This window comes from Methylobacterium sp. WL120, assembly GCF_008039465.1.
Taxonomy (GTDB): domain Bacteria; phylum Pseudomonadota; class Alphaproteobacteria; order Rhizobiales; family Beijerinckiaceae; genus Methylobacterium; species Methylobacterium cerastii.
On the sequence record NZ_VRUT01000007.1, the window covers coordinates 1 to 18,223 of the forward strand.

The 18,223-nt window shown below is 70.1% G+C and carries 21 protein-coding genes; 12 read left to right on the top strand and 9 right to left on the bottom strand.

Annotated elements, in window-relative coordinates:
• Nucleotides 1–293: 293 nt before the first annotated feature.
• The 3 genes from FV229_RS02665 to FV229_RS02675 all read left to right on the top strand — a co-directional run bounded on the left by FV229_RS02665 (nt 294) and on the right by FV229_RS02675 (nt 2,329).
• A complete protein-coding gene (locus FV229_RS02665) occupies nt 294–1,298 on the top strand; it encodes an alpha/beta fold hydrolase (protein WP_147750457.1) in 1,005 nt (334 codons plus the stop codon).
• A gap of 180 nt (nt 1,299–1,478) precedes the next feature.
• Nucleotides 1,479–1,847 (top strand): antitoxin Xre/MbcA/ParS toxin-binding domain-containing protein, encoded by a 369-nt coding sequence (locus FV229_RS02670; protein WP_147750458.1) that lies wholly within the window; start codon nt 1,479–1,481, stop codon nt 1,845–1,847.
• A 26-nt stretch (nt 1,848–1,873) separates the two neighbouring features.
• Nucleotides 1,874–2,329 (top strand): RES domain-containing protein, encoded by a 456-nt coding sequence (locus tag FV229_RS02675; protein ID WP_147750459.1) that lies wholly within the window; start codon nt 1,874–1,876, stop codon nt 2,327–2,329.
• Nucleotides 2,330–2,412: 83 nt separating this feature from the next.
• Here FV229_RS02675 and metW read toward each other — a convergent pair whose 3' ends face one another.
• The gene (gene metW / locus FV229_RS02680; protein WP_147750519.1) at nt 2,413–3,054 is read right to left on the bottom strand and encodes a methionine biosynthesis protein MetW; all 642 of its coding nucleotides are present in this window, start codon (nt 3,052–3,054) and stop codon (nt 2,413–2,415) included.
• Nucleotides 3,055–3,119: 65 nt separating this feature from the next.
• The gene (locus tag FV229_RS02685) at nt 3,120–4,325 is read right to left on the bottom strand and encodes a homoserine O-acetyltransferase (RefSeq protein WP_281406697.1); all 1,206 of its coding nucleotides are present in this window, start codon (nt 4,323–4,325) and stop codon (nt 3,120–3,122) included.
• A gap of 239 nt (nt 4,326–4,564) precedes the next feature.
• On the opposite strand from FV229_RS02685, the gene FV229_RS02690 reads away from it, so the two are divergent.
• From FV229_RS02690 to FV229_RS02705, 4 genes are all read left to right on the top strand, one after another.
• Complete coding sequence (locus FV229_RS02690) at nt 4,565–5,455, top strand: chorismate mutase (RefSeq protein WP_147750460.1); 891 nt, start codon at nt 4,565–4,567, stop codon at nt 5,453–5,455.
• A 109-nt stretch (nt 5,456–5,564) separates the two neighbouring features.
• Complete coding sequence (locus FV229_RS02695) at nt 5,565–6,680, top strand: histidinol-phosphate transaminase (protein ID WP_147750461.1); 1,116 nt, start codon at nt 5,565–5,567, stop codon at nt 6,678–6,680.
• Nucleotides 6,673–7,617, top strand: a complete 945-nt coding sequence (locus FV229_RS02700; RefSeq protein WP_147750462.1) for a prephenate/arogenate dehydrogenase family protein — start codon at nt 6,673–6,675, stop codon at nt 7,615–7,617. Before FV229_RS02695 ends, FV229_RS02700 begins: the two co-directional genes overlap by 8 nt.
• A gap of 91 nt (nt 7,618–7,708) precedes the next feature.
• A complete protein-coding gene (locus tag FV229_RS02705; protein WP_187273545.1) occupies nt 7,709–8,122 on the top strand; it encodes a PaaI family thioesterase in 414 nt (137 codons plus the stop codon).
• Between the two features lie 100 nt (nt 8,123–8,222).
• On the opposite strand, the gene FV229_RS02710 is transcribed toward FV229_RS02705, so the two are convergent.
• From FV229_RS02710 to glyA, 5 genes are all read right to left on the bottom strand, one after another.
• Entirely contained in the window at nt 8,223–8,456 is a 234-nt protein-coding gene (locus FV229_RS02710; protein WP_147750464.1) for a hypothetical protein, read from the bottom strand.
• On the bottom strand, nt 8,453–9,082 hold the full coding sequence (locus tag FV229_RS02715; RefSeq protein ID WP_147750465.1) for a riboflavin synthase: 630 nt from the start codon (nt 9,080–9,082) through the stop codon (nt 8,453–8,455). Before FV229_RS02715 ends, FV229_RS02710 begins: the two co-directional genes overlap by 4 nt.
• A 3-nt stretch (nt 9,083–9,085) precedes the next feature.
• Nucleotides 9,086–10,180, bottom strand: coding sequence for a bifunctional diaminohydroxyphosphoribosylaminopyrimidine deaminase/5-amino-6-(5-phosphoribosylamino)uracil reductase RibD (gene ribD, locus FV229_RS02720; protein WP_147750521.1), 1,095 nt, complete (start codon nt 10,178–10,180; stop codon nt 9,086–9,088).
• A gap of 17 nt (nt 10,181–10,197) precedes the next feature.
• Nucleotides 10,198–10,710, bottom strand: coding sequence for a transcriptional regulator NrdR (gene nrdR, locus FV229_RS02725; protein ID WP_147750466.1), 513 nt, complete (start codon nt 10,708–10,710; stop codon nt 10,198–10,200).
• A 135-nt stretch (nt 10,711–10,845) separates the two neighbouring features.
• Nucleotides 10,846–12,150, bottom strand: a complete 1,305-nt coding sequence (gene glyA / locus FV229_RS02730) for a serine hydroxymethyltransferase (RefSeq protein WP_147750467.1) — start codon at nt 12,148–12,150, stop codon at nt 10,846–10,848.
• 286 nt (nt 12,151–12,436) lie between these two features.
• Here glyA and FV229_RS02735 point away from each other — a divergent pair, with 286 nt between their 5' ends.
• Complete coding sequence (locus tag FV229_RS02735) at nt 12,437–13,090, top strand: hypothetical protein (protein WP_147750468.1); 654 nt, start codon at nt 12,437–12,439, stop codon at nt 13,088–13,090.
• 2 nt (nt 13,091–13,092) lie between these two features.
• Nucleotides 13,093–13,542, top strand: a complete 450-nt coding sequence (locus FV229_RS02740; protein WP_147750469.1) for a hypothetical protein — start codon at nt 13,093–13,095, stop codon at nt 13,540–13,542.
• 60 nt (nt 13,543–13,602) lie between these two features.
• On the opposite strand, the gene FV229_RS02745 is transcribed toward FV229_RS02740, so the two are convergent.
• Entirely contained in the window at nt 13,603–13,914 is a 312-nt protein-coding gene (locus tag FV229_RS02745) for a cupin domain-containing protein (RefSeq protein WP_147750470.1), read from the bottom strand.
• Between the two features lie 62 nt (nt 13,915–13,976).
• Entirely contained in the window at nt 13,977–15,179 is a 1,203-nt protein-coding gene (locus FV229_RS02750; RefSeq protein ID WP_147750471.1) for a hypothetical protein, read from the bottom strand.
• Nucleotides 15,180–15,344: 165 nt separating this feature from the next.
• Between FV229_RS02750 and FV229_RS02755 the strand changes: the two genes are divergently transcribed.
• From FV229_RS02755 to der, 3 genes are all read left to right on the top strand, one after another.
• The gene (locus FV229_RS02755; RefSeq protein WP_147750472.1) at nt 15,345–15,950 is read left to right on the top strand and encodes an NnrU family protein; all 606 of its coding nucleotides are present in this window, start codon (nt 15,345–15,347) and stop codon (nt 15,948–15,950) included.
• Between the two features lie 94 nt (nt 15,951–16,044).
• Entirely contained in the window at nt 16,045–16,755 is a 711-nt protein-coding gene (locus tag FV229_RS02760; protein ID WP_147750473.1) for a tetratricopeptide repeat protein, read from the top strand.
• A 124-nt stretch (nt 16,756–16,879) separates the two neighbouring features.
• Nucleotides 16,880–18,223: a ribosome biogenesis GTPase Der gene (gene der, locus FV229_RS02765; protein ID WP_147750474.1), complete on the top strand. Its 1,344-nt coding sequence runs from the start codon at nt 16,880–16,882 to the stop codon at nt 18,221–18,223.

Here is an 18,223-nt window from a genome sequence, read left to right on the forward strand (position 1 = left end):
GGCCGGGGGCGGGCCGACGGGACCGCCGTCACGGGGCGGGCCGTCCTCCGGGCCGCCGGCCTCGCGTCGTCCGGACGATCCGGCCGTCTCGGTCATCCTCGATAACCCCGCTTCGCGACGCCGGCCTCGACGGCCTGCATCCGCCGCCTCGCTTCGGACATAGGGGCCTCACGCAGGATCGAGCAGCGCGCCGGTGACATGGCGGTGCGACCCTTCCCGCGCGCGCCGCTTTTCCGCCTTCGCGACACGGCATCGGGTCTTCGCTTCGATCCGAGGGACGCCCCGAAATGCCGATGACGACACGGACCACAGCCCTCCTGCTCGCCCTGCTTCCCCTGATGCCGATGGCGGCGGCCGCGCAGGATGCGACTCCCCTCGGGATCGGGCTGGAAGGGTTCGCCTACCCGTATCCGGTGCGCTTCCTCGCCCTGTCGCGCGACGGCGAGGCCCAGCGCCTCGCCTACATGGACGTGGCGCCGACCGGCGCCGCCAACGGCCGTACCGCCCTGCTGCTGCACGGCCGCAACTTTCCGGCGAGCTACTGGGCCCCGGTCATCGCGGCGCTGACCGGAGCGGGCTACCGCGTGGTGGCGCCGGACCAGCTCGGCTTCGGCAAGTCCTCGAAGCCGGTCGGCCCGTTCACCTTCGACGCGATGGCCGCCGACACCGTCGCGCTGCTCGACCGCCTCAACCTGCCACGGGTCGACGTGGTCGCCCACTCGATGGGCGGGATGCTGGCGGTGCGGCTGGCGCGCAACGCGCCCGCGCGCGTCAACAGCCTCGTCCTCGAAGCGCCGATCGGGCTCGAGGATTACCGATACAGCGTGCCGCCGGTCGGCAACGAGACCCTGCTCAAGCGCGAGGGCGAGCTGACGGCGGCCGCCTACCGCCGGCAGCTGATGACGAGCTACGCGCTGTCCCTGCCGGAAGCCGCGATCGAGCCCTTCGTCGCGGTGCGCGAGCGGGTGAAGGAGGCTGGCGAGTATCCGCGCTGGCTGCAATCCTTCGTGAATTCCTACACGATGATCTGGGGGCAGCCGGTGGTGCACGAGATCCCGCTGCTTCCCATGCCGACGCTGTTCATCATGGGCGGCGCCGACCACAACGCGCCCGGAAAGCCCTTCGCGCCGCCGGAACTCGCCGCCAAGATGGGCCGCAACGCCGACAACGCGACGGCGCTGGCGGCGAAGATGCCGAACGGCCGGGCGATCGTGTTCGAGGGCATCGGCCACCTTGTCCACATGGAGGCGACCGACCGGTTCGACGCGGCGATGCTCGATTTCTTGAATGCGCATTGAGGGCGCTGGGAGGCGCGGCCCCGAGTAGCTGAATCTGAAGCGCTACGGGTGGCAAAAGTCTCGAATGAGACCTCTTATAGTCTCATCTGGTTTCGGAGCATCCGATGAAAAAAGGGATCCGCTCTTGCCGATCTGCTCGGCATCGCGCCGTACGCTTCCGGCGCCATCCCGCAATCCGAAATGGTCGCCCGAATCAATGCTGGCCTGCCGATCGGAGCCGTCGCCCGCGTCGCCACCGCGGTGGCGCCCGACGACCGGACCTTTGCCTTTCATCTGGTGAAGCGGGCGACCCTGCATCGGCGGCGGTCCGCATCGACAGGCGATGCGACGCTTTCCGCGCTGGAGGGCGCCAAGGTCGTCCGCGTGGCGCGCGTCTGGGAGATGGCTTGCGAGGTCTGGAAGGACGATGACGCGGCCCGCGACTTCCTGCATCGGCCGCATCCGCTTCTAGAAGGGCGGCCCCCGATCGACGTGGTTCTGGAATCGGAGTTCGGCGGCCCACGGGTCGAGGCCGTGCTCGGGCGCTTTAAATACGGCTCGGCGGCGTGACGGGGCAGACGCTCCGTCAGGTTCAGATGGCCTATCGCATCGGTGATCCCGACGGCAGCCATCCGATCTTCGATGCCACCGGGTCCGGCCTGTTTCCCGGACGTTGGAACACGCCGGCAAGCCCGATGATCTACGCCGCCGCAGACTATGCGACGGCACTACTGGAGAAGCTCGTTCACGGAAGCGGTGCGCTACCGCCGAACCAACACTTCGTCGAGATCACGCTCGCCGTCGGCCTATCGTACGAGATGCTGAACCAGGCGGCCGTTCCGGGGTGGGATCATCCCGATTGTGTGGTATCGAAAGCCTACGGCGAGGAATGGCTCCACGAGGGGCGTTCGCTCCTGCTCTTCGTGCCCAGCGTGGTTGCGCGGGTCGCGAACGACATTCTGATCAATCCGCGACACGCTGAATTCAATCGGATCGCATACAGTCTACATCGCCCGGTCTGGTGGGATCAACGTATGTTTCCATCGCGTTGATCTGCGCTCAACCACGGGATGTCGGGTCTCCGTGGACGGGCCGCCGAGCCGAAGGATCGGCGGACCCGGCATCCTGCATCCGCTCACGCTCTGCCGGGCGAACCCCGCCGCAGCAAAAACACCCCCTGCGCGCCGATCAGGTTCCAGAACCACCACGGCATCGAAAAGCGCATCGGGCGGCCGCGGGCGTCGAGCGCCGCCGCCTTCTCGATGTGGGCGTCGACCGCGTGGCACAGCTCCACGAAGTCGCGCATGGTGCAGTGGTGGATGTTCGGGGTCTCGTACCAGGCCTCAGGCAGGATCTTGGTGATCGGCATCCGCCCGCGGAAGGCGAGCTCCGCCCGCACCCGCCAATGCCCGAAGTTCGGGAACGAGATCACCACCTGCCGGCCGATGCGCAGCAGGTGCTCCAGCACGATGCGCGGGTTGCGCGTCGCCTGGATGGTCTGGGACAGGACCACCACGTCGAACGCGTCGTCGGGGTAGTTTTCCAGATCCGTGTCGGCGTCGCCCTGGATCACCGGCAGGCCGCGGGCGAGGCAGGCGTTCACGCCCTCGCGCGACAGCTCGATGCCGCGCCCGTCGACGCCGCGGCGGTCGCGCAGCAGCGCCAGCAGCGAGCCGTCGCCGCAGCCGATGTCGAGGACGCGGGCGCCCGGCGGCACGAGGCCGAGGACCACGAGGTGATCGACGCGGGCAGCCCCGGATTCGGGCGTGCGCGGCAGGTCGTCCGCCGCCTCCCAGGGCGTGCCGGAGGCGGCGTCGCCGAAGGCGAGGTCGTCGCGCCCGCTCACAGCCCGCGCGCCCGTGCGGCCGCGTCGACGAAGCCGCGGGCCGCCGAGAACAGCGTCGGCTCGTCGAGGAGGAAGGCGTCGTGGCCCTTGTCGCTCTCGACCTCGACGAAGGCGACAGGGGCCGAGGCCGCGTTCAGCGCGTGGACGATCGCGCGGGAATCGGCCGTCGGGAACAGCCAGTCGGAGGTGAACGAGACCACGCAGAACCGCGTCTTGGTGCCCTTGAAGGCGTTGGCGAGTACGCCGCCATGGTCGGCGGCGAGGTCGAAATAGTCCATCGCCCGCGTCAGGTAGAGGTAGGCGTTGGCGTCGAAGCGCTCGACGAAGGAGAGACCCTGGTGGCGCAGGTAGCTCTCGATCTGGAAGTCGGCGTTGAACGAGAAGGTCGGCGCCGAGCCGCCCTGGAAGCGGCGGCCGAACTTCCGGTGGAGCGCCGGTTCGGAGAGGTAGGTGATGTGCGCGCCCATCCGCGCGACGCCCAAGCCCTTCGAGGGCCGGGTGCCGGCCTCGAGGTAGCGCCCGTCGGCCCAGGCGGGGTCGGCCATGATCGCCTGCCGGCCGACCTCGTGGAAGGCGATGTTCTGCGCCGAGTGGCGCGCGCCGGTGGCGATCGGCATCGCCGCGAACACCCGCTCGGGGTAGAGCGAGGCCCATTGCAGCACCTGCATCCCGCCCATCGAGCCGCCGACGCACAGGAAAAGGTCGTCGATGCCGAGATGGTCGAGCAGCATCGCCTGCGCGCGGACCATGTCGCGGATGGTGACGAGCGGGAAGTCGAGGCCGTAGGCCGAGCCCGTCGCCGGATCGATCGAGGCCGGCCCGGTCGAGCCCATGCACGAGCCGATCACATTGGAGCAGACGACGAAGTAGCGGTCGGTGTCGATCGGCTTGCCCGGGCCGACTAGGGTCGTCCACCAACCCGGCTTGCCGGTGACGGGGTGCGGGTGGGCGAAGTGCTGGTCGCCGGTGAGCGCGTGGCAGATCAGCACCGCGTTGGTGCGCGCGGCGTTGAGCGTGCCCGCGGTCTGGTAGGCGACCTGGAACGGTGCGAGTTCGGCGCCTGAATCCATCGTCAGCGGACGGCCGGCCTCGAACCGGGCGACGAGCCCCGCCGGGTCGCGGGCCTGCGACGGCTCGCGGTTGCGGGTCTCCGGCTCCGTCGCGGGGGCGGCCGCGAGGGCCGTGTCGAGGGGATTGTCCATGAGGCTGCTGGAAACGGCTACCCGCGCGCGGCGCTGACGAAGGTTGCGAGATCGTCGGCTTCCCGCGCCCGCCGCAACACCCGAGGTAGTGTGCGCGCCGTCGAGCGTCAACGAAGCGGGCGGCCGGCAGGTCCGTTCATCCGCAGCCGGTTGTCGATCCTGCGGCGGGCGCACGCTGGCCCTTCGGCGCGGCGGGCCGTAAACACGCCCGAGCAGCCCCGTCCTCAGCTTGTCGAACCATGCGCTTCCCCAAACGAGCCGCGCCGCCGATGGAAGACCTCGCCGCCCTCCGGGCCGAGATCGACCGGATCGACGCCGAGATGCACGCGCTGCTGATCCAGCGCGGCGGGATCATCGACCGCCTGATCGCGGTGAAGGGCACCTCGGCCTCGGGCTCCGCCTTCCGCCCGGGCCGCGAGGCCGCGATGATGCGGCGCGTGGCCGAGCGCCACCGCGGGCTCCTGCCGCTCGACACCGTCGAGGGGATCTGGCGGGTCATCATCGCGACCTTCACCTACGTCCAGGCGCCGTTCTCAGTGCATGCCGACATCTCCGCCGGCGATCCGGCGATGCGCGACTCCGCCCGGTTCCACTTCGGCTTCACGGTGCCCTACCGCCCGCACCCGACCTGCGCGGCGGTGATCGAGGCGGTCGCTGCCTCGCGCGGCGACCTCGGCATCTTCCGCTTCGACCCGCGGGCCGCCCAAGCGCCTGGCAAGGGGCCGGGCAAGGGGCCAAGCAAGGGCGAGGCCTGGTGGGAGGGGCTGATCGGCGAGGGCCGCCCGAAGGTGATCGCCCGGCTGCCCTTCATCGAGCGGCCGGCCCACCCGGCCGGCACCCCGGTCTTCGTGGTGGCCAAACCGCTGGACGACCCGGCGGCGGCGCAGCGCGACTGGGTGCTGTGGGCGGTCCGCTGTGCCGCCTGGACGGAGGAGGCCGAGCGCGCCGTGCAGGGGCTCTACGGCGAGGTGGTGGCGCGGGGCAGGCCCAAGGGCGAAGCCGAGCGTCTTCTTCTGGCGGTGCCCGGCGGCGTCGGCGCGCGCCAGCTCGCGGACGCGCTCGACGGCGCGGGCGCGGCGGCGTCGAGCCTCGACGAGACCGGCAGCCACGCGGCGCGCTTCCGGGTGTGAGCGCCTCGGCGCCCTAATCCGGTCGCGCCCCGCTTCATCGGCGCGCGAAATGCTGTAGACGGGCGCCTCACGCGTTTCTTCTTCAGACTGCGACAGACTGCGAACAAGAATGTCCGCCTCTCCCCGTCTCCGCCCGGTGCCCCGTCCGGGCGTCCTGGCGATCGACCTCTACGTTCCCGGCAAGAGCGGGGCGCCGGGCCATGCCAAGATCCACAAGCTCTCGTCGAACGAGACGCCGCTCGGCCCGAGCCCGGCGGCGGTGGCGGCGATGCAGGCGGCGACGGCCAAGCTCGAGGTCTACCCCGACGGCACCTCCGCCCTGCTGCGGAACGCCATCGCTGCGCGCCACGACATCGATGCGAGCCGAGTCGTCTGCGGCGCCGGCTCGGACGAGCTGCTGTCGCTGCTGGCCTACGCCTATGTCGGCCCCGGCGACGAGGGCGTGTTCTGCGAGCACGGGTTCCTGGTCTACCGCATCGCCATCCTGGCGGCGGGCGGCACCGCCGTGGTCGTCCCCGAGCGCGATCTCACGGCCGACGTCGACGCGATCCTCGCCGCCGTGACCCCGCGGACGAAGATCGTCTACGTCGCGAACCCCAACAACCCGACGGGCACCTACCTGCCGCTCGCCGAGGTGCGCCGCCTGCATGCCGGCCTGCCGGGCGACGTGCTGCTGGTCCTCGACGGCGCCTACGCCGAATACGTCCAGGCGGACGACTATTCGGCCGGGTTCGAGCTCGCGCGCGACGCCGACAACGTCGTGATGACCCGTACCTTCTCGAAGATCCACGGTCTCGCCGCCCTCCGGATCGGCTGGATGGTCGGGCCGGCCCACGTGATGGAGGCGGTCAACCGCATCCGCGGGCCGTTCAACCTGTCCACCGCCGGCATGGCGGCCGGCGCGGCGGCGCTTGCCGACGAGGCGCATGCCGCGGCTGCGGCCGCCCACAACGCCGAGTGGCTGCCGCGGATGGTCGAGGGTGCCCGCGCGCTCGGCCTCACCGTGACGCCCAGCGTGGCGAACTTCATGCTCGTGCACTTCCCGGACGCGCCCGGCCGCTCGGCGGCGGAAGCCGACGCCTTCCTGACCGCCCACGGCGTGATCGTGCGGCGGGTGACCGCCTACGGGCTGCCGAACGCGCTCCGCGTCACCATCGGCGGCGCGGAGAGCAACGAAGCCTTCCTCGCCGCCCTCGGCGCCTTCATGCGAGGCGACCATGCCTGAGGCCGCGCCGCTCGGCTGCCTCGCCGTCGTCGGCCTCGGCCTGATCGGCTCGTCCATCGCCCGCGGCGCCCGCCGCTACGGGTTGGCCGAGCGCATCGTCGCGATCGATGCGGACGAAGCCGTCCGCGCGCGGGTCCTCGACCTCGGCATCGCCGACGCGGTCACCGGCGATGCCGCGGCCGGCGCGGCGCAGGCCGACCTGGTGATCCTGTGCGTGCCCGTCGGCGCCATCGGCCCGGTCGCCGCGGTGATGGCCCCCCACCTCAAGCCCGGCGCCGTGGTCTCGGACGTCGGCTCGGTGAAGGCCTCGGTCGTCGCGGCCGTGAGCCCGCACCTGCCCGACGGCATCGTGTTCGTGCCGGGCCATCCCGTCGCCGGCACAGAGTATTCCGGGCCGGATGCCGGCTTCTCGACGCTGTTCTCCAACCGCTGGTGCATCCTCACCCCGCCGGAGGACGCGCCTGAGGCCGCGGTCGAGCGGGTGCGCGCCCTGTGGCAGGGGCTCGGCGCCGTCGTCGAGACGATGACGCCGGAGCACCACGATCTCGTGCTCGCCATCACCAGCCACGTGCCGCACCTGATCGCCTACAACATCGTCGGCACCGCCGCCGACCTCGAGCAGGTGACGCAATCCGAGGTGATGAAGTTCTCGGCCGGCGGCTTCCGCGACTTCACCCGCATCGCCTCGTCCGATCCGACCATGTGGCGCGACATCTTCCTGACCAACCGCGAGGCGGTGCTGGAAATGCTCGGGCGCTTCAACGAGGACCTGTCGGTGCTGACCCGGGCGATCCGCTACGGCGACGGCGACGCGCTGCACGACCTCTTCACCCGCACCCGCGCGATCCGCCGGGGCATCGTCGCACAGGGTCAGGAGACGGCCGAGGCCGATTTCGGCCGCGCGCGGGCGGCGGAGGGCGTCCCGAACGCAGGGTAGCTCGCCTGGACGGCGGGCCGTTCGTCTTGCCGCCGCCGTGCCGCCATGCTGCAACGGCTGGCATGACCGCGATGACCCTTCCATGACCGCGATGACCCTTACTGATACCCGCGACTTCCTCGACCGGGAGTTTCCGCAGATGCAGGCGGGCGGTCGCGCCTTCCACCTGGAGGCCGTCGGACCGCTGACCGCGCGGATGCGGCTCGATGGAGACGACCGCTTCCTGCGCCCGGGCGGCACGCTGTCCGGCCCTGCGATGATGGCGCTGGCGGACTACGCGCTCTACGCGGCGATCCTCGCCCAGATCGGCCCGGTGGCGCTCGCGGTGACGACGAGCCTCACCTTCAACTTCCTCAGGAAGCCCGCAGGGCTGGTACTGGTCGCCGACGTCGCGCTGCTGAAGCTCGGCCGGCGCCTCGCCGTCGGCGAGGTGCGGATCACGGCGCCCGGCTCGGACGACCTCGTGGCGCAGGCGAACGGGACGTATTCGATCCCGCCGCGGTGAGGGACCTACCGATCGGCGTAGCGGGACCAGAGCGTGACGCCGAAGCCGACGGCGACCGCCATCAGCGGCGCCACGACGAAGGCGACGATCTGAATATCGGTCATAATTTCAGCCTTGCGAGAACGACGCGCGCACAGGTGTGAAGCGCGACGCTCGCGAGAAGAAAGTTCGCGATGCCGACTGCCAGAGTCAACGCCGACAGGCTCGTCTGCGCCGAAACGCCGAAGACGGTGGCGGCGAGCGGCGCGATGACGCCCGCGGTGAACGGGCCGCCCGCGGCGGTGTTCAGGTAGGACGCGGACGGCGTGATCCGCTCGTTCGAGACGAGGCTCATGCCGCTCTTCCGCGCCCCTCCGAGAGCCGCGCGGCGTAGCGGGCGATCAGGTCGACCTCGAGGTTCAAGTGGTCGCCCGCCCGGCGCTCGCCCCAGGTGGTCACCTCCAGCGTGTGCGGGATCAGCAGGACCGAGAAGGTGTCGCCCTCGACCGCGTTGACGGTCAGCGACGTGCCGTCGAGGCAGACCGAGCCCTTCTTGGCGATGAAGTGGGCGATGTCGGCCGGCGCCCGCAGGGTGAAGCGTTCGCTCGCGCCCCAGGCGCCGGCGGTGACGGTCTCGCGCTCGAGGATCTCGGCGACGCCGTCGACGTGGCCGGTGACGAGATGGCCGCCGAGCTCGTCGCCGATCTTGAGGGACCGTTCCAGGTTGATCCGGGTGCCGGCCTCCCAGGCGCCGACCGTGGTCAACGCCAGCGTCTCGGCGGCGGCGTCCACCGCAAAGACGCAGCCGCCGTCGGAGGGTTCGATCGACACCGCGGTGAGGCAGGGGCCGGAGCAGGCGATCGAGGCGCCGAGCGCGATCGAAGCCGCGTCGTAGGCGGCGCGGATGGTGAGGCGGCGCATGCGCGCGTCGCCCGAGACCGAGAGGACCGTGCCGACGTCGCTGACGAGACCGGTGAACATCGCTTAAGCCTCGTTGCGTTCGTAGGTCGTCGCCCGGTCTGCCCCCAGGTCGAGGGACTCGGCGATCCGGAACCGTTCGCCGTCCAGCATCGCCCCGAGATGCGGGCCGACCGCCGGCAGGCCGCCCTGCGGCCCGCAGGTGTCGGGACCGGTGATGAGGGTGCAGGTATCCACGAGATCGGCTTCGGCCAGCGCGTCGGCAAGGTGGGGGCCGCCCTCGCTGCAGAGCCGCGTCAATCCGCGCTCGCCGAGCATCGCGAGCGCCGCGTGCAGGTCGACCCGCCCGCGCTCGTCCGCCGGCACGCGCACCACCTCGACGCCGAGCGATTCGAGCATCCGCTTGGCATGGGCCGGGGCGCCGCGCGTCGTCACGACCAGCGTCGGCACGTCGTGGGCGCTGCGCACGAGCACGCTCGACGACGACAGCCGCAGCTGCGAATCGAGCACCACCCGCAGCGGCGAGCGGGGGGCGAGCCCGGGTAGGCGCACGGTGAGCGAGGGGTCGTCGGCGCGGGCGGTGCCGATGCCGACCAGGATCGCGTCGGCATGCGCCCGCCACAGGTGCACCGCCCCGTCGGCGATCGCGCCGGTGATGCGCAGCCGCTCCGTGTCGGAGGCGGCGGCGAACCCGTCCTGCGTGCGCGCGAGCTTGAGGTGGAGATGCGGCCGTCCGAGGGTCACGCGCGTCACGTGCCCGGCATGGTCGCGGCGGGCTTGGCTCCGAAGCAGCCCGGTCTCGACCGGGATGCCAGCGTCGCGCAAGAGCGCGTGGCCGCGGCCCGAGACCCGCGCGTCCGGGTCCTCCATCGCGCTGACCACCCGCGCGATGCCAGCCGTGACGATCGCGTCGGTGCAGGGCGGGGTGCGGCCATGATGCGAGCAGGGTTCCAGCGTCACGTAGAGCGTCGCGCCGCGGGCGGCCTCGCCGGCATCGGACAGGGCCAGCGGCTCGCCGTGCGGCCGGCCGCCCGGGGCGGTGACGCCCTGGCCGACGATCCGCTCGGCGCCCGGCTCGCCCGCGACCACCACGGCGCCGACCGAGGGGTTCGGCCAGGTCCGCCCGAGGTTGCGCCGCCCGAGCGCCAGGGCGAGGCGCATGAAGCGCACGTCGGCGATCACGACCGGGACCGCGCCGGGCGCGGCTTGCCCGCCACGACGCCCTCGGGCGGGGCGACCCCGGCCTCTGCGAGCGTTCCGAGCAGGTCCTCGAAGTCCTTGGCCTCGCGGAAGTTCTTGTAGACGGAGGCGAAGCGCACGTAGGCGACGTCGTCGAGGCCCTTCAGACCCTCCATCACCAGCTCCCCGATCGCCTCCGAGGTGATCTCGGCTTCGCCACCGCTCTCGAGCTGGCGAGTGATGCCGCTGACCAGCCGCTCGATCCGCTCGGGGTCGACCGCGCGCTTGCGCAGGGCGACGCCGATCGAGCGCTGGAGCTTGTCCCGCTCGAAGGGGACGCGCTTGCCCGAGCGCTTGAGCACCACGAGCTCGCGCAGCTGCACCCGCTCGAAAGTGGTGAACCGGCCGGCGCAGTCCGGGCAGACCCGGCGGCGGCGGATCGCGGCCCCGTCCTCGCTCGGCCGCGAATCCTTCACCTGCGTCTCGGAGCCGCCGCAATAGGGACACCGCATCGGGCGGACCTTTTCATCGAGCCGGAAAGACGGCTGCCTCTCGCGAAACGAAAACGGCCGCGGATCGTGGCGATCCGCGGCCGTCTCTATCGTGTTGCGGTGCACGCCGGAAGTGAGGTGCCGGCGGCGTTCCGGTCAGCCGTAGATCGGGAACCGGTCGGTGAGCGCGTGGACGCGGGTCTTGACCGAGGCCTCGACCTCCGGATCCCCCGTCTCGCCCTTGGCCGCCAGGCCGTCGAGCACTTCGACGATGAAGCCGCCGATCTGCTTGAACTCGGCGACGCCGAAGCCGCGCGAGGTGCCGGCCGGGGTGCCGAGGCGGATGCCCGACGTGATCGTCGGCTTCTGCGTGTCGAAGGGCACGCCGTTCTTGTTGCAGGTGATGTCGGCCCGCGACAGCGCGGCTTCCGCCGCCTTGCCGGTGAGGCCCTTCCGCTGCAGGTCGACCAGCATCAGGTGGTTATCGGTGCCGCCCGAGGTGATGTCGTAGCCGCCCGACATCAGGGTGTCGGCCAGCGCCTTGGCGTTCTCGATCACCTGGCGGGCGTAGATCTTGAACTCGGGCTTCAGGGCTTCGCCGAAGGCGACCGCCTTGCCGGCGATGACGTGCATCAGCGGACCGCCCTGGATGCCGGGGAAGATCGCCGAGTTGAACTTCTTGGCCAGCGCCTCGTCGTTCGTCAGGATCATGCCGCCGCGCGGGCCGCGGAGCGTCTTGTGGGTCGTGGTGGTGGCGACGTGCGCGTGCGGGAACGGCGACGGGTGCACGCCGGCGGCGACGAGGCCGGCGAAGTGGGCCATGTCGACGAAGAAGTACGCGCCGACCGCGTCGGCGATCTCACGGAACTTGGCGAAGTCCCAGTGGCGCGGATAACCCGAGCCGCCGGCGATGATCACCTTCGGCTTGTGCTCGTGGGCCAGCGCCTCGACCTGCTCCATGTCGATGCGCTGGTCGTCGCGGCGCACGGTGTAGGAGACAGGCTTGAACCACTTGCCCGACACGTTCGGCGGGGCGCCGTGGGTGAGGTGGCCGCCGGCGGCGAGGTCGAGCCCGAGGAAGGTGTCGCCGGGCTGCATCAGCGCCAGGAACACGCCCTGGTTCGCCTGCGAGCCGGAGTTCGGCTGCACGTTGGCGAAGCCGACGCCGAACAGGCGCTTGGCGCGCTCGATGGCGAGGTTCTCGGCCACGTCCACGAACTGGCAGCCGCCGTAGTAGCGGCGGCCGGGATAGCCCTCCGCGTACTTGTTGGTCAGCACCGAGCCCTGCGCCTCGAGCACGGCGCGCGAGACGATGTTCTCGGAGGCGATCAGCTCGATCTCGTGCTGCTGGCGTCCGAGCTCCTGGTCGACGGCCTTGGCGATCTCAGGGTCCGCGTCGCTCAGCGAGGCCGCGAAGAACGAATTCGAGAAATGCTTGTCGGCAGCGGTACCGGCGCTCATGGATGGCCTCTGTTCTTGTATGCGGGCGAAATCGGCGCGCTCGTCCCGTCGGCGTGCACGGACGAGCCTTCGTAGCCGTCTTCTTTACACACGTGCACGAGACCCGCCAACACAGGCCTTTTTGCCGCGGGGGGCAAGAAAAGTTGAGGTCGGACCGGCTGCGGCACCGGTTGCGCGTCGGAACCATTGCCGGGGGATCGGGCAGCCCTCCAGAAGGTCTGAAGCATAGGAATATTGACTATAATAGGACTTTATGCCATGGCCTCTCTTTCGAGGGAGCGCTGCAATGAGCGAGCAACGAGACTGGCATCGGCTCAAGCACAGGGTCGCAGAGATCCGATTGCAGATCGCGATGCTGTCTGCGCTCAGCCATTCCCTCAAAGCCGGCTTTCGACAGGATCAACCTCGCGGCCCAGACGGGTGCTGGATCGGCGGCGCCGGCCAGATCGTATGCACCCGAATAGACAAAACGGGGAATGCAAGGATCGACGCGAAAACCGAGCTTCTCGTCGATGTCGTCAAGGAGGCCGTCTCGATCGTTGGTGAAGGCAGTGGCGCGGCTTACGGTGTTCACGTGCACACGACGACGGCAGCAATGCTTCGTGATCTCGATATTCCAGGCATCGGTCGACATGGAATTGAGCAAAGCTTCAGTCTTGGAGATACCGTCCGATACGGTTTGGATGGTAGCGTCCGCACCGATGTCGTTCTACGCGATGGTAGAACCGAATCTTCTCCGATCCTGGCAGTATGGGACTTCAAGACAGGGGGTGCTCTCCTGACGCCGTCTCGAATTCGAGAGCTTCGCAGTAGCCTGGGAATTGGCCTGGATGTGCCAATCATCGAAATTCATATCAGTCGCGGCATATCCGTAAAGCATGCCTCGGTATTGTTTTCAAAATTCGTCGCGGCAACAATCGTAAAAACTCAGGAATATTGATCATGACGATGGAAGCTTACGCATTTTGTGCGCGTCCGATCGGCTCGATCGAAGAATGGCAGGCATCGATCGATGCCCTCGGGTTCGATCTGAAATTGAAACCGGCTCGGGATCTCGCATATCATCGAGGACACCTTCCGGCGCTCTGGCGTGGCCGGGAGGCCGGGTTCGAGTTCGGCGCTTGCGCATTCACAGAATTGGCGGAGACCTATGAAGACATCGATCTCGGTGGGCCGTGGCCTTACACCTACGCCTTCAATTTCGCGACCCTGCCGGGCTGCGCCGGCACTTGGTTGGCACTGGCCGCCTGCCTGGCGCTGACCGATGGCATAGCCTTCGACCCACAAGAGGGAAAAATTCTTCGTGCCAGAGAATCCGTGCGCTATGCGCAGGATACCGAAAACGGGGTCGATCAGATCGAATCAGGGCAGGTTGGTCGCACGACATCCTGAGTGCCGAATGTCGAAGGTGCTGACGATATGGGCGGCATCGAACGACCTGTCCGCCGGACTTCACGCCGATAAGTTGATCTCCACCAGCACGGTCTCGGTCGTGAACTCTGCCGCGTGCCACGCCTCCGGGGGTAAGTGGAACACGCTGCCGGGGCCGAATGCCGCACGGCCCTGCTCGGTCTCCAGGGTGCCGGAGCCGGAGAGCACCTGCACGAACTGCTCGTGGGCGTGGCTGTGCCGCGGGGCCGAGGTGCCGGCGGGGACGACGATCCGCACCAGGCTGGCGCCCGCGCCCGGGATCGTGCGCTTGGCGACGCCGTTGGCGGCGACCCTCGCGTCGCATTCGTCCCAGGCGATCAGGTGGGTGGTCATGGCGGCTCCGTTGCTGGCGTCACGATGCCGCCGAGCCCGCGGCCCATCAAGTCACGAACCGGTCACGGCCAGACCTTGATCGCCACCGGCCGCCGCAGCAGGTCGCGGTCCGAGGTGATGGTGCAGCCCTCGGTCTTCAGCGTGACGTAGGTGAGGATCGCGGTGTCGCCGACGTCGTCGAAGTTGCGGCCCTCGGCGCGGGGGTCGAGGAGGGACGGGTAGGCGATCAGGCCGCCCGCCGCCGCGCAGGGGTCGTCGTAGAGCGTCGTCCCGGCGACGAGCAACCGCGGCACGTCCCAGCTGAGCAGGTCGCGCGAGCTCGTCCAGTAGAAGCCGGATTCCGGAAAATTCGCGCCGGCCGGACCGTCGCCTTTCTTGGCCATGTCGCCTTTCTTGGCCATGAAGACCGCGACGAAGGCGCCCGTGCCGCGGTGGCGCACCACGGCGCCGACCGGCGTCGGGAACGGCGCCACCGGCTTGCAGGTCTCGGCCCCCTTCGCTGCGGCCTTCGTGCGGTACGGGTCCGGGAAGGCGGCGGTGAAGCCGATGCCGGTCCAGGCGCGCCAGCTCGCCGGGTCGGCGGGCGTCGCGGTGCGGAACAGGCAGACGCCGGCCTCCTGGTCGCCGGGACGGTCCCAGCCGGTGGTCGAGACGAAGACATAGCGGAAGCGCCCGTCGGCGAACACGTTCGAGGGGTTGAAGAAGCCGCGGTGACGCCCCTGGCCGACCTCCTGCCGGAACGGGGCCGCCATCGCCACCGCCGGCGGGGTCGTACGCAGGAAGCTGCGGCCGCCGTCCGTGGAGGCGGCGGCGGTGATCGTGTTGTACCAGCACGCCTCGTAGCCCTTGGCGGTGCAGCGCCCCGGGTGTTCGTTCGCCTGATACTCGTGGTGCACGAGCGCGGCGATCGCCGTGCCGTCCTCGGTCCAGGTGGCGGTGATCCAGGAGCGGTCGTCGTAGAGCGCCGGGTCGGCCTTCTCGCCCGAGTCGAGCACCACCTTGCAGTCGAGCTTGAGCCGGTCGAGGTCCGGCCCGCGCAAGGCCCGGTTGCGGTAGTGCATCCCGAACAGGGCGACGGCGCCGGTGGCGTCCCGGAACGCGCGGGCCGAGGCGTCCGGCACGTCGGCGCCGTCGCAGGCGTCGCGCCCGGCCTTGAACACGATGGCCGGCGGACCGACCAGTGTCAGGCTCGACAGCGGTGGCTCGGCCGCCGCCTGCGCGAGCGCCGGCAGCGACAGGACGGCGAGCACGAGGCGGAGGCGCATGCGGGTGACCGGTGGTTGCGCCCAGAGCGCGCGTGGACGACGTGCGCGGTTGAAGCAGACCCTGCGCGCCTGGACAAACCACCGGAGTTTCTGTTCAGAACCGTTACAGAATGGCTTCCCGCCGGTGCGGGGCGTCCGATCCTCCCCAGCCGAGTATCCCCTTCCATGTTGATCCTGATCCTCGGGCTGGTGCTGTTCCTCGGCACCCATGCCTTCTCGATGCTGCGCGCCAAGCGCTCGGAGGTCGTCGGCCAGGTCGGCGAGGGCAAGTACAAGCTCGGCTACATGCTCCTGTCCGTCCTCGGCCTCGTGCTGATCGGGGTCGGCTTCCACAATTACCGCGCCGCCGGCTACATCGCGGTTTGGGATCCGCCGGTCTGGACGCGCCACCTGTCCCTGGTCCTGGCGCTGCTCGCCTTCGTCGTGCTGGCCTCGGCCTACCTGCCGGGTCACATCCGGGCGAAGGCCAAGCACCCGATGCTGCTCGCGGTGAAGATCTGGGCGACTGCGCACCTGCTCGCCAACGGCGACCTCGGCTCGATCCTGCTGTTCGGCTCGTTCCTCGCCTGGGCGGTGGTCGCCCGGATCAGCGCCAAGCGCCGGGCGCTCACGGCGGGCCAGGTCGTCGCGCAGCACGGCGGCGCCGCGGCGCCTGCGGGCTGGCGCAACGACGCGATCGCGGTGGTCGTCGGCGTCGTCGCCTGGTTCGTGTTCGGCAAGTACCTCCACCCGCTGCTGATCGGCGTCTACGCCTGGCCGGGCCAAGCCTGAGGCCTGCCCGGTCGCCAAACCGGCGCCCGCGTGCTAGGCGCGGGCCGATCGAGACGCTTCAGGTCGTCCGGCTCACGCGCCGGACCGGGATACGATGGCTGAGAACAACGAGTTCATCCGCGAGGTCAACGAGGACTATCGCCGGGACAAGGTCGCCGAGATCTGGCGCCGCTACAGCGGCGTGATCATCGCGGTGGCGATCCTGGTGGTGGCCGGCGTCGGCGGCTGGCGCTACTGGCAGACGGCCCAGCGCAACGCGGCCGAGGCCGCCTCGCAGCAATTCGACGAGGCCAACCGCCTCGCCCGCGACGGCAAGGTCGCGGAGGCCGACAAGGCCTACGAGGTCCTCGGCACGCAGGGGCCGGCTGGCTACCGCCTGCTCGCCCGGTTCCGCTCGGCTGCCGAGACGGCCAAGCGCGACCCGGCCGCGGGCGCTGGCGCCTTCGACGCCCTCTCCGGCGACACGGCGCTCGGCGACGGCCTGCGCGACCTGGCCCGGCTTCGTGCCGCGCTGATCCGCCTCGACCTGCCGGACCCGGCGCCGGCGCTGGCGAGCCTGCAGAGCCTGGCCGCCGGCTCGCCCTTCCGCTTCACGGCCCGCGAGATGCTGGGGCTCGCCGCCCTGAAGAACGGGCAGTACGACGAGGCCGGGCGCTGGTTCGACCAGCTCAACATGGACCCCGAGACGCCGCAGAACCTGCGCCAGCGCATCGAGGTCTACGTCGCACTGGTGGCTGGCGGCCCGGTGACTGTGACAGAGGCGAAGCCAGAGCCCGCCGCGCCCCCGCCGCCGATCACCCGCTGATCGCCCAAGATGCTGGCCCAAAACCTCCGGTGCGACTGGCTCGCACCGGAGGTTTTGGGCATTCTCCAGACTTTCGCCGCCGGGCCGGCCCGGCGGCTCGACCGATCATAGAACGGACCACCCCATGGAACTGCCGACCGTCGCGATCGTCGGACGGCCGAATGTCGGCAAGTCGACCCTGTTCAACCGCCTCGTGGGCAAGAAGCTGGCGCTGGTCGACGACCGCCCCGGCGTCACCCGCGACCGCCGCGAGGGCGACGTCGCCTTCGGCGGCCTGAACTTCCGCATCATCGACACCGCGGGCCTCGAGGAGGCCGATTCGGCGACGCTGCTCGGCCGGATGCGGATGCAGACCGAGGCCGCGATCCTCGAAGCGGACGTGGTGCTGTTCGTCATCGACGCGCGCGCCGGCATCCTGCCCGCCGACCAGCCCTTCGCCGAGTTGGTGCGCCGGGCCGGCTGCAAGGTGATCCTCATCGCCAACAAGGCCGAGGGCGGCGCCGGGATGGCCGGCGCCTACGAGTCGTTCCGCCTCGGCCTCGGCGACCCGATCCCGTTCTCGGCCGAGCACGGCGAGGGCATCGGCGAGCTGCACGAGGCGCTGAAGGAGAACCTGCCGGAAACCGACGAGGACGAGGAGGACGACGACCCGCGCGGCAAGCCGCTCAAGGTCGCCATCGTCGGCCGCCCGAACGCCGGCAAGTCGACGCTGATCAACCGGATGCTCGGCGAGGACCGACTGCTCGTCGGCCCGGAGGCCGGCATCACCCGCGATTCGATCTCGCTCGATTGGGAGTGGCACGGCCGCCGGATCAAGCTGCACGACACCGCCGGCATGCGCCGCCGCGCCCGGATCGAGGACAAGCTCGAGAAGCTCGCGGTGTCGGACGGCATCCGCGCCGTGCGCTTCGCCGAGGTGGTGGTGGTGCTGCTCGACGCCACGATCCCGTTCGAGAAGCAGGACCTTACCATCGTCGACCTCGTCGAGAGCGAGGGCCGCTCCCTGGTGATCGGTCTCAACAAGTGGGACCTCGTCGCCGACCAGCCGGGCCTGCTCAAGACCCTGCGCGAGGATTGCACCCGGCTGCTGCCACAGGTGCGCGGCGTCGCGGTGGTGCCGCTCTCGGGGCTGGCCGGCGACGGCCTCGACAAGCTGATGCAGGCCGTGATCAAGGCGGCGGACGTCTGGGACACCCGCATCTCGACCTCGCGGATCAACGACTGGCTCTCCGAGGCGACGCAGCGCAACCCGCCGCCGGCGGTGTCGGGCCGGCGCATCAAGATCCGCTACGCCACCCAGGTGAAGAGCCGCCCGCCGCACTTCGCGCTGTTCGGCAACCAGCTCAACGCCCTGCCGAAGAGCTACCAGCGCTACCTCACCAACTCCCTGCGCGAATCGTTCGACCTGCCGGGCACGCCGATCCGCTGGAGCCTGCGGACCTCGTCGAACCCGTTCGACAAGGGTTAG